This window comes from Paenibacillus sp. cl123 (assembly GCF_900101595.1).
Taxonomy (GTDB): domain Bacteria; phylum Bacillota; class Bacilli; order Paenibacillales; family NBRC-103111; genus Paenibacillus_G.
The window spans coordinates 1-12,731 of sequence record NZ_FMYY01000005.1 but is presented as its reverse complement, the minus strand read 5'-3'; the positions used below and the strand labels follow the sequence as shown (position 1 = coordinate 12,731).

12 protein-coding genes are annotated in these 12,731 nt (G+C 57.3%); 2 read left to right on the top strand and 10 right to left on the bottom strand.

The features are described from left to right. Positions 1-10 precede the first annotated feature (10 nt). The 5 genes from BLR08_RS10985 to BLR08_RS10965 form a co-directional block, all read right to left on the bottom strand. A complete protein-coding gene (locus tag BLR08_RS10985; RefSeq protein ID WP_072329458.1) occupies positions 11-742 on the bottom strand; it encodes a polymer-forming cytoskeletal protein in 732 nt (243 codons plus the stop codon). Between the two features lie 5 nt (positions 743-747). Then, entirely contained in the window at positions 748-1,497 is a 750-nt protein-coding gene (locus BLR08_RS10980; RefSeq protein WP_072329459.1) for a hypothetical protein, read from the bottom strand. A 17-nt stretch (positions 1,498-1,514) separates the two neighbouring features. After that, on the bottom strand, positions 1,515-2,141 hold the full coding sequence (locus tag BLR08_RS10975) for a YhbD family protein (RefSeq protein ID WP_072329460.1): 627 nt from the start codon (positions 2,139-2,141) through the stop codon (positions 1,515-1,517). Between the two features lie 82 nt (positions 2,142-2,223). Further along, entirely contained in the window at positions 2,224-3,582 is a 1,359-nt protein-coding gene (locus BLR08_RS10970; RefSeq protein ID WP_256257525.1) for a hemolysin family protein, read from the bottom strand. A gap of 187 nt (positions 3,583-3,769) precedes the next feature. Then, positions 3,770-4,801 carry a Gfo/Idh/MocA family protein gene (locus BLR08_RS10965; protein ID WP_072329461.1) on the bottom strand — a complete coding sequence of 344 codons (1,032 nt, stop codon included), beginning with the start codon at positions 4,799-4,801 and terminating at the stop codon, positions 3,770-3,772. Positions 4,802-4,997: 196 nt separating this feature from the next. Here BLR08_RS10965 and BLR08_RS10960 point away from each other — a divergent pair, with 196 nt between their 5' ends. Continuing rightward, entirely contained in the window at positions 4,998-5,870 is an 873-nt protein-coding gene (locus BLR08_RS10960) for an AraC family transcriptional regulator (RefSeq protein WP_072329462.1), read from the top strand. Between the two features lie 155 nt (positions 5,871-6,025). Here the strand turns inward: BLR08_RS10960 and BLR08_RS10955 are convergent, their stop codons facing one another. The 5 genes from BLR08_RS10955 to hisS all read right to left on the bottom strand — a co-directional run bounded on the left by BLR08_RS10955 (position 6,026) and on the right by hisS (position 11,918). Further along, positions 6,026-6,511 carry a PCYCGC motif-containing (lipo)protein gene (locus BLR08_RS10955; protein WP_072329487.1) on the bottom strand — a complete coding sequence of 162 codons (486 nt, stop codon included), beginning with the start codon at positions 6,509-6,511 and terminating at the stop codon, positions 6,026-6,028. A gap of 65 nt (positions 6,512-6,576) precedes the next feature. Continuing rightward, positions 6,577-7,839, bottom strand: a complete 1,263-nt coding sequence (locus BLR08_RS10950) for a replication-associated recombination protein A (RefSeq protein WP_072329463.1) — start codon at positions 7,837-7,839, stop codon at positions 6,577-6,579. A gap of 151 nt (positions 7,840-7,990) precedes the next feature. Further along, positions 7,991-8,743, bottom strand: a complete 753-nt coding sequence (locus tag BLR08_RS10945) for a tRNA threonylcarbamoyladenosine dehydratase (protein WP_072329464.1) — start codon at positions 8,741-8,743, stop codon at positions 7,991-7,993. Positions 8,744-8,833: 90 nt separating this feature from the next. Further along, entirely contained in the window at positions 8,834-10,621 is a 1,788-nt protein-coding gene (aspS, locus tag BLR08_RS10940; protein WP_072329465.1) for an aspartate--tRNA ligase, read from the bottom strand. 34 nt (positions 10,622-10,655) lie between these two features. After that, on the bottom strand, positions 10,656-11,918 hold the full coding sequence (hisS, locus tag BLR08_RS10935; RefSeq protein WP_072329466.1) for a histidine--tRNA ligase: 1,263 nt from the start codon (positions 11,916-11,918) through the stop codon (positions 10,656-10,658). Positions 11,919-12,449: 531 nt separating this feature from the next. On the opposite strand from hisS, the gene BLR08_RS10930 reads away from it, so the two are divergent. Next, positions 12,450-12,731, top strand: a 282-nt coding sequence (locus tag BLR08_RS10930; RefSeq protein WP_143014363.1) for a helix-turn-helix domain-containing protein, incomplete at its 3' end; no start/stop codon positions are given.

The window sequence follows — 12,731 nt, the reverse complement described above, 5'->3', positions numbered from 1 at the left end:
TTGCGCCCGATTATACGCTTTTCCGGCTGTCTCTCACCCGGGCTTCGGGGCTTTGCTCATACGATTCGCTGTATTCCACCAGCCCGATCTCGCAGCCGGCGCCCAGCTTCACCCGTTTGCCCCGGACAATTTCGGCCTTGGTGGACTCCAGATAAATATCATCGCCTTCGATCGTTCCCGCGATCAGCATATCGCCGCTGAAAAGCGTGCGGACCAGCTTGCCAAACGGATTGGCGGATAACGGACGCCGGACCTCTACCGTCTCGCAGCCGATCTCCTTGGCCCGGCATTCCACGTAAAGCTCGACCTCGATTTTCCCCGCGTTGAGCAAGCCGCCGATTCGGAAGCAGCCCCGCGACCGGAACAATTCCGCCTCGCAGGAGCCGTGAACCCCGAGATATCCGTTCACCTCCACCGATTCTCCGGACAGACCTTCCCCTACTTTCATGTGGCCGTCCACTCGCAGAAGCTCCGCATGCAGCGCGCCTCCTATATCGGCTTTGCCGTTGATGCGCACTTCACCCGCTGCAAGCTTCTGTTCGAAGGTTGCCGCTCCGTTCACATCGACTCGCTCCGCCGCCTCTACAGCGCCACGGACAACCGCCCGGCCGTTCGAGGAGAAGGTGAGACAGTCCACATCGCCGTTAATCGTGCCATGACCGTTGATGGTAACAAAACGATACTCTCCGCCTCCAACCCCAGTCATAATGCCGTCAATATTCAAATCTCCTCTGCCCGACATATTCCTCACTCCGTTTCTTCTCCGGTTCTTACCGCTTCTGCCACATTTGATCCCGCTTCCTGATGCAATTGCCCGGTATATTCGACCCGCCCTATCCGGCAGCCGGGACCGAGGGTGACATGACGTCCGCGCACAATGTCCGCAGTCGTATGTTCCACATACACATCGTCGCCTTCGATCGTCCCCGCCTGCAAAGTCCCTTCATAGAAATCTTCCGGAAGGAATAAGGCCCCCGCCAGCTTCTTGAGCAAGTGGCCGGAAGCCCTTCTCACCTCGATGCGCCCCCCTCCGATCTCGGAGACGACGCACCGGCTGTGGAGACCCAGTTCCACCACATCGGCGTTCATATGCCCGTTAATCTTTATGATCCCCTTGATCCTGAGTTCTTCCGCCTCGCAGCGCCCCTTGATCAGGAAGTAGCCTTCGAGGTGAATCCGCTCGCCTCCTACGCTGCCATGGATGATCGTTTCGCCGTTGGACCTGATCTTCCCCGCCTTAACGTCTCCTCCTACCTCCAGCCTGCCGTTAACAACTGCCTGGCCGATGTCCATATCTCCGTTCACGTCCAATGTTCCGCTGACGCGGCAGACGTCGCTTTTGAGCGCCCCCGCCAGATAGGCCGAACCCGTACACCGGAATCCCAGGCAATCCACATCTCCCGTAAAGCGCGCCTCTCCCACAATTTTAATGACCTTGAACATCCCGCCGGCCGAGCTGCCATTGCCGGTAACGGTAAGCGGATAACGCGTCTCCATCCGAATCTCTCCTTTCGTTAACTCATCTTTAGTCTTAGCTCTTCCGCACAGGCCGCCGCGCTTATTCGGGCTACCACCTTCGTACCCGCTTCAAACCAGAACGCCTCGCCCTCCGCCAGCAGAAAAGAAGAGATGCCCATCTTGCGAATAAACACGAGCACCCAAGGCTTGCTGTGCTCCATCGCGGCTTCCCGCTCCATTAACGTTCGCAGCATCATCCGACCTTCATCCAGATTGATCTCGCCGGCGTACAGCAGCTTGTCGAGCATATAGGTAAACAGGATGCGCCTAAATGGAAACACAGCCGTTTCTCCGAATACCGAATCGTATAGATCAAGCGAATCAATCGAAACAATGTTTCGTTGCATTAGCTCAGCCCGTTCCATCGCTAAGCTGTCCGCGGTCGGGGAAAATACATCGGCCAGCTCATCGAGCGACAAATCATCCTTCATATTGACAATCTTATCGATACGCGCCAAGATGCGCCGCTTCGGAAAAAACGTCTCTTGTCCCGTGAACGTAGACTTGCGGATAAACCATTCCTCGGGAATGAGCTGCTTTCGCTTCCAGCGATACAGCTGCCCGTACGAGATGCCCTTCTGCTCCAGCAGCTCTTTCTTGGAAATCAGCTCCTCATCGTGCATGAAAACCCCTCCTCGCAATAAATGTAACATAACACTGTTACGTTGTAAATACAAAAAAAGAACTGATCTGCATTCAGATCAGCTAGTTGGATGATGTTCGGTTCATCCCGGGCTGGATGCGAATCATTAAAATTCGCGTGATCCGCAGGTGATCCACCTCTTCGATGACCAGGGACCATTCTTCGCCGATTCGCACCTCCTGCTGCCGGGCGGGAGGCATCTCGACCTGCGAATACATCCAGCCTCCGATCGTATCGTAGTCGTCCGTTTCAATCGCCAGGCCGAAGAAAGCGTTCACTTCTTCAATCAGCAGTCTGCCGTCTATGGAATGCTCGGCATCGCTTCGCCGTTCGATCTGAGGGCGCTCCTCGTCGAATTCGTCCTGGACCTCGCCCACAATTTCCTCGATAATATCCTCGAAAGTGACAAGACCGCTCGTACCGCCGAACTCGTCGATGAGCAGCACCATCTGCGTTTTCCGCTTCTGCATCAGCTTCAGCAGCGCGCTGATCTGCATCGACTCCGGCACCTTCAGGATCGGGCGCACGATCTCTTGCATATCTCCCTCCCCGTCGGCCAGCTTGAGCAAATCCTTGATATGCACGAAGCCTACAATATTATCCTTATCCGGCTTGCAGAGCGGATAACGGGTATGCATTTCGCTGATTGCCAGCAGCTTGTTCTCTTCGTACGATCTTTGGGCATACAGGCAAACCATGTCCGTTCTCGGAATCATAATTTCTCTGGCGTTCGTCTCGGCGAATTCGAATATATTGTCGACCAGCGTCATCTCCGTATTGGCGATAAACCCCCGCCGGTTGCTTTCCTTCATCAATGAGCGAATCTCATCCTCGGTATGAGCCGTCCCCCGCTCCTCCGCCGGATCTATGCCGGCTAGCCTCAGCAGCGAGTTCGTCATGCCGTTCGAAAGTCTAAGCAGAGGAGAAAACAGCCTGCCGAGCAAGGCAACCGGTCTCGCCGCAAGCCATACAACCCTCTCCTGCCTGCGCAGCGCATAGGCTCGAGGCAGCTGGTCGCCCAAAATCAGCTGCAGCAGAGTCAGCGCGAGGAAGCCAAGGACGGCTGCTAGCAGATGCACCGTCTGCCCGGATAGTCCGAGCGGGCGCAGCGGCGGCTCCAGAATGACCGTCAGCTTTGCCGCTCCAAGCCAGCCAAGGCCAAGCGTCGCCAGCGTGATGCCGGCCCGGATTCCGCCTATATGCTTCTCCGCCCGGCGCTCCGGCAAGTCCGTCCCGGCGGGTCGCAGCCCTTCCTCCGCTCGCACTGCAGGCAGAGAGCCGTCGGGCGTAACCGCTTTGGCTCCCTCGCCCGGGGCAGCTCTGGCCAGCGCATGCTCGGCCGCCGCGAGCAGCCCGTTCAATCCAATCAATAAGACGACCAACATGATGCATAACCAGAAGGATAACGGATCGCCGCTCAAGCCAAACCACCTTCCTAACCCAAACTTGGAACCTCCGGCCTTCGACCCCGTGGCTGCCGTAAGGCTTCCTGCACGCTGCTCGCCGGATTTCCGGTAATAAGATTGTATTACTACCTTATACATCCGAAGTTTGGCCTAGAACGGAAAACAGATAAGAGATACGAAAAAAAGCTGTAATGGCGCAACCTTAAGCAAGCATCACTTTCTGTCCGCTTTTCGAGCTCTGAATCGCTCCAAACACCATGGACAGGCTGAGGATGTTATCGAAGTATTCGGTTTCGGACGGACGGCCGGCTTCAAGGGAATCGAACATATCGTCGAGGCAGCCCAGATGCCCTTCCCGTCCTTGCCAGGCAACCGGAACGTCGACCCGCTTGACGGGTCTCATGAAAGCGGATCGCTGAGACTCATCAACCATCTCGCATACCGGATCATTCTCTCCATCCCAGCGCACCGTGCCCTTCGCCCCCAGAATGCGCCAATCGGCCTGCCACGATGTTGCAAAGCCCTCCGCGCACCACGACCCCCGGTAGGAGAAAACCGAGCCGTCGCTCATCTCGAAGATGCAGATCGCAGCTGCATGTCCTTGATACCAGGAGCCCGGCGGATTAAATTCGTGGCAGTAAACGGAGACGGGGTTGGCCCCGCTGATCTGCCTGGCCTGGTCGAACGTATGAATCGCCATATCCAGAATAAGCGGATGCTCCATCAAGTCGCGGAAGCCGCCGAAGTGAGGCCCAAGGAAAAAGTCGGCGTGGATCGCTCCGATGGGACCTATGGCCTCTGTGGCTATAAAATCTTTCAACGCACGAGCCTTCGGCAGGAAACGCCTATTCTGCATGATGGCATACCTGGCTCCGCTTTTCTCTGCCAAGGCGGCGAGCTCCTTCGCATCCTCGTAGCTGGCTGCCATCGGCTTCTCGCTGAAGATGCTGCAGCCGCGGGCTATGGCGGTCGAGGCGATCTGCTTGTGGCTCTCCGGTATCGTGACGTCGAAAACAAGGTTCGCTCCGGTTGCCGTTATCGCTTCATCCAAATCGGCGAAGATCGGTACCGCAAGGCCGAAATGTCCGGCGAAGCTCCTCGCGCTCGTCTCATACAAGTCCACTAGCCCGACAATCTCCGCATGGGGCCGCTCGAGCGCATAGGCTGCCCATGTACGGGCCATGCTGCCGCACCCGGCAATCACAATTCGATGCGGACTGCTGCTTGTTGTCATGTTTATATTCTCCCTTCCTTCTATCCCCTCATATTTTGCCAGCCCCGGACGATGGTGCAATCTTGCGTTGTGGTCTGCATATCGGTAAGCTTGATCATAATAAGCATAGTAGACCTGACACCAAATAGCTCGGTATGATCTTGGGGTTCATGGGTCTGATCTTGCGATTTTGATATAGGGGGAGAAGGATAGCTGCATGCCTATCGGAACCGACCTGAGAGAAGAACAGAAGACAGATCCGCTATTTCCGGTCAACCTGTTCCGCAACCGCCACACGGGACATGAAGCGACCATCCTGCCACTGCATTGGCATGAACATCTGGAGATCATATGGATGACGGAAGGCGAGGCGGTCTTTATCGTGAACGGCCAAGCCTTTACCGCCAAGCCCGGAGATTTGCTGTTCGTAGGCGGCGGAGAGCTTCATACCGGCCAGGCGACATCGGCGGGTCCGACCGAGTTCGTCGCCATCGTGTTTCACCCGGACTTGCTGGCAGGGAAAGGCTTCGATCCTCATTACATCCGAACGATCGCCCCGCTGCTGACCGGGGAGCGCCGGCTTCCCCCTCACATCGGGACCGAAGCCCCGCTCTATGCCTACGTGGCTGGACCGGTCATGTCCGCAGTCCGCGAGTTGGAGAGCCGCGAAACGGCCTACGAAATGAACGCCAAGCTGTACCTGGCGCTCGCTTTCGCGCAACTGTTCCGGCATGGCGCCGGTCCGCAGCAGAAGCCCAAAGAGACCGCCCGGCAAGCCGAGCGGTTCAAGCCGCTAATCACGTATGTGGAGCAGCGTTACGCCGAAAAAATAAGCGTGGAGGACGCCGCGAAGATGGTCAATTTAAGCCCTTATCATTTTTGCAAAAGCTTCAAAAAAGCGACCGGCCACACGTTCGGCCGTTTTCTGCAGTTAATTCGCGTCGGCGAAGCCGAGAGACTGCTGCTGGAGACGGAAATGCCGGTCACGGAAATCGCCGTCGAGGTCGGTTTTTGCGATCTCCATTACTTGAACAAGGTATTCAAAAAGATCAAATATTGTTCGCCTTCGGACCTCCGCAGGCTGCGATAGAATGTACTCGGGTGGCCGGCAAGGGCTGCCGCGGCACAGCGGCACAGCGGCACAAAAATGCCCGGCGTTTTTGTGCCGGACGTCCGGATGCTCTCAAGGCTCTGTCCCCTCGTTCCGTTATATTCGCAGGTAGTCTCCTTTAATTCGGCTGCCTACTACGCCGGCATCGGCGTCGGTGTCGGCTTGGCGTAGCCCTGCTTATACGTCTGGTCGATCGTCTGACGAATTTCCTTCAGCGATTTGCCGTCCTGCTTCAGCTTGATCGATTTGACCGCGATCTGGAGACAGACGCCGCAGCGCGTGCCATGATCGTCCCACATCACCGAGCCGTCTTCGTTAACTTTCTGGATAAAGCAATTCAGGTTGCTTTGATGCCCTGCGCTCTCGCCGCAGCCGCAGTAGCAGGGCATCCACTTCAGGATGTCCGCCGCCTGCCCGGCCGCCTGATACACAAGCCGTATATCGTCCGGCTGCTTATCCAAAAATGACGGGAGCACGGAAGCGGAAGCCGTCTTCTCCTGAATATCTCCGCTTGCGGTTTGATGCTGCTCATGCCCGGCATGCGAGCTGGCCGCCTCCGGCTTCGGCGCGCATGCCGTTACGACGGCGGCCAGCAGCAGCAGAGCCACAGACGGCTTCATGCGCTTGGCTATGCGGCGAGTCTCCATTTGTACGTTCATCCGGTACGGTCACGCTCCATCGTAGATTATTGGGGACGTTTGTCGTGATAACGGCTGAAAATTTTCGCTTCGACCCCGGCATTTTGCGGCTCATAGAACCTGGTATGCTTCAGCTCACGCGGAAGATATTGGATAACGGCTCCCGGGTTGTCGATCGGGTTGACATACGTTTTGGTGGCGTCTCTAATTTGCTCGGGCACTTCATAGGCCCGGTGGTCCCGGACCGTCTGCAGCGCAGCGTTGATCCCTTTGTATACGCTGTTGGATTTGGGGCTTTCGCACACGTACACCACAGCTTGGGCAAGCGGTAGTCTGCCTTCCGGCATGCCGACGAACTGAATGGCCTCCTTCGCGGCTACAGCGACCTGCAGCGCGTTGGGGTTTGCCATCCCGACATCCTCGCAGCTGTGTACAATAACGCGGCGCACGATGTACATCGGGTCCACTCCGCTGTCCAACAGCCGCGCCAGCCAATACAGCGCCCCGTCCGTATGGCCGCCCCGCATGCTCTTGCAGAGCGCCGAGGTCAGGTTGTACTTATCGTTCGTGGTGATCGTATTGATCCGGGTCGCATACGCCTCCTGCACAGCGGCCAGCTCGACGACGTCGGAGTCGAACGTCGAGAATACGGCAGCCTCCAGGGCATTAAGCGCATTGCGGAGATCCCCGTTGCAGATATCCGCGAGATACGCGATCGCGTCCGGAGCGATCGAAACCTTCAGCTTGCCGAGGCCGCGCTCCGTATCCTCCAGCGCATGCAGAAGCGCCGTGCGGATCTCCTGATCCGTAAGCGGCTTCAGCTGAAATACCCGGCAGCGCGATACAAGAGGCGGGATAATATCATGCTGGATGCTTTCCGTCGTACAGCCGATCAGCGTGATCGTGCCGTTCTCGACGACAGGCAGCAGCGACTCTTGAATATTGCTTTTCATCGCGTGAATCTCATCGATAAATACGATCGTTCGCTTGTTGTACAGCTTCTTCATATCCTTGGCCTTCTCGAACGTATCGCGCAGCAGCGCGATCGACAGCGAGACGGCGTTCAGCTTGATAAATTCAGCTTCGCTCAGCTGGCTGATGATCGAAGCGAGCGTCGTCTTGCCGCTGGAGGGCGGACCCTGCAAAATCATCGAGGGCACCTTGTCCGATTCGATCAGGTGCCTTAGCGTCTTTCCCTTGCCGACCAGATGCGCCTGACCGATATATTCATCCAGATTCCGCGGCCTCATGCGCTCGGCGAGCGGCATGTATTCCTCCGTGGAGGGCTGATTATAATCAAATAAGTCCATCGCTACCTACCTTCTTCGTACGGAATCTCCTTATATTGTAACACATGTTCGCATCCGAATCGAAAAATGGTACAGCCCTGCCGGCTTCGCTTCTGAGCGTCAAAACAAAAAACGGCATCCGCTCCCGTCGAGCGAATACCGTTCTTCTTGTTTACTTGATTCCGGCTTTGGCGAGCAGGTCCTTCACCGCTACGCTGACCATGATCAATCCCGCGACAGGCGGCACAAAAGCGTTGCTGGCCGGCGGCTGCTGGGCCTTGCGGATCTCCGGCGCATTCTCCGGCACGATCTTCTGGGTAACGTCGGCACGAGGCTTGATCGGCTCCTCGGTCGAGAACACAACCTTGACGCCCTTGTGGATGCCTTCCTTGCGCAGCTTGTGCCGGATGACCCGGGCCAGCGGGTCGACCGTCGTCTTGGAAATATCCGCAACCTGGAACCGGGTAGGGTCCATCTTGTTGGCTGCTCCCATGCTGGAGATCAGCGGGATTTTCCGCTTGCGGCATTCCTTGATCAGGTGGATCTTGTAGCTGATCGTATCCGATGCGTCGAGCACATAATCAAGCGGATACTCGAACAGCTGCTCATACGTCTCCTCCGTGTAGAACATGCGCAGCGCGATCGCATCGCATGCCGGATTAATCTGCAGAATCCGTTCCCTCATCAGCTCGGCCTTCGGCTGGCCAACAGTCGTCGTCAGCGCATGGACTTGCCGGTTCACATTGGTGATATCGACCACGTCTTTATCGATCATCACGATCCGGCCCACACCCGTCCGGGCCAGAGCCTCGGCGGCAATACCGCCAACGCCGCCGATGCCGAGAACGGCGACCGTGCTGTTCTTCATGACCTCCAGCCCTTCGGGACCGATAGCCAGCTCCGTGCGTGAAAATTGATGCAGCATCGAGTTCTCTCCTTTATCGCTTCCTAGCGTCCGGACTCCCCGATGAGAGCCCGGATATGAGCAAGAGCTTTATGCTTCGGACAGGTATGCTTACGCCTTGGCGACAGGCGGCTTCTTCGCTACACGAATCGACAGCTGCTCCAGCTGGTTGTCTTCCACTTCAGCCGGCGCGTTCATCAGCAGATCCGTTGCGCTTGCCGTCTTAGGGAAGGCGATCGTCTCCCGCAGGTTGGTGCGGCCGGTCAGCAGCATGACCAGACGGTCGAAGCCGAAGGCGATGCCGCCGTGCGGAGGCGTGCCGTATTCGAAGGCGTCCAGCAGATAGCCGAACTTCTCGTAGCTCGTTTCTGTGGAGAAGCCGAGCGCAGCGAACATTTTCTCCTGCACCTCACGCTTGTAAATCCGCATGGAGCCGCCTCCGACTTCGTAGCCGTTCAGGACGAGGTCATACGCCTGAGCGCGGATTTGACCCGGATCGGTGTCGAAGAAATGCACATCCTCTTCCTTCGGACGGGTGAACGGATGATGCTCGGCCACATAACGCTTCGCTTCCTCGTCATAGCTGAGCAGCGGGAAGTCTACGACCCAGGCGAACTTGAACTTGCTCTCGTCGATCAGACCGAGCTGCTTGCCGATTTTCAGGCGCAGATTACCCAGCACATCGGCTACGACTTTCTTCGTGTCGGCGGAGAACAGCAGCAGGTCGCCTTCTTCGGCTTCGAGACGCTCCTTCAGCAGCTCCAGTTCCGACTCGTTGAAGAACTTGACGATCGGCCCCTTCAGCTCGCCTTCCTTGTACGTCATCCAGGCCAAGCCTTTGGCGCCGTAACGCGATGCGAACGACCCGAGGTCGTCGATCTCCTTGCGGCTCCACACTCCGCAGCCCTTGGCATTCAGCGCCTTCACTTGGCCGCCGCCGGCTACTACCTTGTTGAATACTTGCACGCCCGAGTTCGCGACGATATCCGATACGTCCTTGAGCTCCAGACCGAAGCGCAGGTCCGGCTTGTCGGAGCCGTATTTGCCCATCGCATCCGCATAGCTGATCCGCTGGAACGGAGTCGGGATCTCGACGCCGATCGTTTCGCGGAACAAACGGGCAGTAAGCTGCTCCATCAGCTCCATCAGCTGGTCCTGCGTCAGGAACGAGGTTTCGATGTCCACCTGGGTGAATTCCGGCTGGCGGTCGGCACGCAGGTCCTCGTCGCGGAAGCAGCGGGCGATCTGGTAGTAGCGCTCCAGACCGCTGACCATCAGCAGCTGCTTATAGATTTGCGGCGATTGCGGCAGGGCGAAAAATTCGCCCGGATGCACGCGGCTCGGCACGAGATAATCGCGCGCGCCCTCCGGCGAGCTTTTGGTCAAAATCGGCGTCTCCACCTCGATAAAGCCGTTTTCGTCCAAATAATCGCGGAACACCTTGGCCGCCTTGGAACGAAGCAGCAGCGTGCGCTGCATCTCCGGACGGCGCAGGTCGAGGTAACGGTATTTCAGACGGAGCGACTCGTCGATCTCGATGCCGTCCTCGATGAAAAACGGCGGGTTCTTCGCGGGATTGAGCACCTCGATCTCCGTGATGCGCACTTCGATGTCTCCTGTCGGCAGGTTCGCGTTTACCGTCTCGGCATCGCGCTCGACGACTGTACCGCGAACGGCCAGCACATATTCATTGCGGGCCCGGTCGCCGATGTCGTGAGCGTCGCCGGAAAACTCCGGATTGAACACGATCTGGACGATCCCGCTGCGGTCGCGCAGGTCGATGAATAAAACCCCGCCCAGGTCGCGGCGGCGCTGCACCCAGCCGTTCAACGTTACAGTCTGGCCGACATTTGCTTTGGTTAGCTTGCCGCAGTCATGCGTTTTTAACAATTGTGTCATGATCCTATCTTCCTCCAATATGAGAATGGGTTGTTTAGCGTTTCCGTGACGCCAGCGTACGGGCGAGCTCTGCCAGCGGCAGCGTCTCCTGTTCGCCGGTAGCGAGCGACTTTACGGTAATTTCATTATTCGCCAGCTCATTATCGCCAAGAATGGCTACATAAGCGGCATTGTACCGGTCCGCGGATTTCATCTGCGCTTTGAGCTTGCGGGACTGGTAGTCCTTCTCCGCCGTCAGCCCTTCGAGGCGCAGCTCGTGCAGCAGACCGACGATCCGCTTCTCCGCCGCCTCGCCGAGACCGATCAGGTACACATCCAGCGGCTGCGCAGCCGGAATGTCCACGCCTTGCGCCTGCAGCACGAGCAGGATGCGCTCGAGTCCGAGCCCCAGCCCGACGCCCGGCTGATCTTGGCCTCCGCCGCCGATCTGGCCGACAAGTCCGTTATACCGTCCCCCGCCGCCGATCGTGTCGATAGCGCCGATGCCCGCCGCCTTGTATTCGAAGGCGGTGTGCGTGTAGTAATCCAGACCGCGCACCAGGCGCGGGTTCAGCCGGAACGGGATATTCAGCGCCGTCAAATACTCCTGCACCAGCGCAAAATGCGTCTGGCACTCTTCATCCAGATGCTCGACAATCGTCGGCGCACCTTCGCAGTATTTCTGATCGATCTTGCAGTCCAGAATCCGCATCGGGTTGCGGTCATATCTCGACTGGCAGTCCTTGCAAAGCTGATCCTTGACCGGCGCAAAAAACTGCTGGATATGCTCCCGGTAGGCGGCGCGGACAGCCGGATTGCCGACGGAGTTGATCTCCACCGTCACATCCTTCAGCCCGATCTCCCGGTAGAACGTGTAGCCGAGCGCAATCACCTCGGCGTCCAGACTCGGGTCGACGGAACCGATAGCTTCGATGCCGAACTGATGAAACTGCCGGTAACGCCCGGATTGCGGCTGCTCATAGCGGAACATCGGACCGACATAATACAGCTTGCTGACATCCGGCTCGCCATACAGCTTGTTCTCCACATAAGAGCGGACAACGCCGGCTGTCCCTTCCGGACGCAGCGACATGCTGCGGTCGCCTTTATCCAGAAACGTATACATCTCCTTCTCGACAATATCGGTCGTCTCGCCGACACCGCGCTGAAACAACTCCGTGTTCTCGAAGATCGGCGTCCGGATCTCCCGGTAGTTGAACCGCCGGCACAGCTCGCGCGCCTTACTCTCCACATACTGCCACTTCTCGATTTCACCGGGCAGCAGATCCTGCGTACCCTTCGGTTTCTGAATACTCATCTTTTCATTCACTCCTTTCCCTTACTGGCCGTGCCCTCCCAGCAACAGGGCGGACAAAAACAAAAAACTCCCGCCCCTGTCGTTAACAGGGACGAGAGAACATGTCGATTTCTCCCGCGGTACCACCCGCGATTCGAATGCATCCTCCCCGCGGCAGCCGGGCGCTGATGATCATTCACACTTGAAGCGGATAACGCCCGCCATACGCAGCGCGGCTACTGCCAGCGGCTCCGTCACTCCGGCCTGACGGCACGGAAAGCGCAGCAGCGGGGTTCCCCGACTGTCCTCCGGGATGTCTGTTCGTCCGATTCGCATAAGGAAGCTTGCAGCCTGGGCTTCCCTCTCTGAGCTATGCAAGGTCCGGAGTACTTATTCCCATCGTTGGATCACATCAATGATTTTCATTGTTCACATTTTAACTGCGAATTTTGGTAAAGTCAAGCCGTGCACTTCACTTTGTTGTTGTTCCGTGATAATGCCACCCTATAACTGTTCTGAGATAATGTCACTATGGGACAGGAGACATTAACATTGACGAGAGCAGAGCTGAAGAAGGTATTAGTGGTGGAAAAGATCTTCGAGGGACATATGACAAACAAGGAAGGGGCAGCAGCGCTGGGGCTGACGGAGAGGCAGGTCATTCGATTGAAGCAGAAGTATCAGAACAAAGGAGGAGCTCGTGCACTTATCCACGGGAATCGTGGCAGAAAACCGGCACACGCCCTGCCGGACGAAGTGAGGGCGAAAGCGGCGACCCTGTATACAACGAAGTACCAAGGCAGCAACAACTGCCACTTTGCCGAATTGCTTGAG

Bases quoted from the DNA above. Each gene is read 5' to 3' on its own strand.
- hisS (WP_072329466.1), bottom strand. From the start codon at position 11,918: ATGAGTATTCAGAAACCGAAGGGTACGCAGGATCTGCTGCCCGGTGAA.
- BLR08_RS10975 (WP_072329460.1), bottom strand. From the start codon at position 2,141: ATGCACGATGAGGAGCTGATTTCCAAGAAAGAGCTGCTGGAGCAGAAG.
- BLR08_RS10980 (WP_072329459.1), bottom strand. From the start codon at position 1,497: ATGGAGACGCGTTATCCGCTTACCGTTACCGGCAATGGCAGCTCGGCC.
- BLR08_RS10965 (WP_072329461.1), bottom strand. From the start codon at position 4,801: ATGACAACAAGCAGCAGTCCGCATCGAATTGTGATTGCCGGGTGCGGC.
- BLR08_RS10950 (WP_072329463.1), bottom strand. From the start codon at position 7,839: ATGGACTTATTTGATTATAATCAGCCCTCCACGGAGGAATACATGCCG.
- BLR08_RS10985 (WP_072329458.1), bottom strand. From the start codon at position 742: ATGTCGGGCAGAGGAGATTTGAATATTGACGGCATTATGACTGGGGTT.
- BLR08_RS10955 (WP_072329487.1), bottom strand. From the start codon at position 6,511: ATGAAGCCGTCTGTGGCTCTGCTGCTGCTGGCCGCCGTCGTAACGGCA.
- BLR08_RS10960 (WP_072329462.1), top strand. From the start codon at position 4,998: ATGCCTATCGGAACCGACCTGAGAGAAGAACAGAAGACAGATCCGCTA.
- aspS (WP_072329465.1), bottom strand. From the start codon at position 10,621: ATGACACAATTGTTAAAAACGCATGACTGCGGCAAGCTAACCAAAGCA.
- BLR08_RS10945 (WP_072329464.1), bottom strand. From the start codon at position 8,743: ATGCTGCATCAATTTTCACGCACGGAGCTGGCTATCGGTCCCGAAGGG.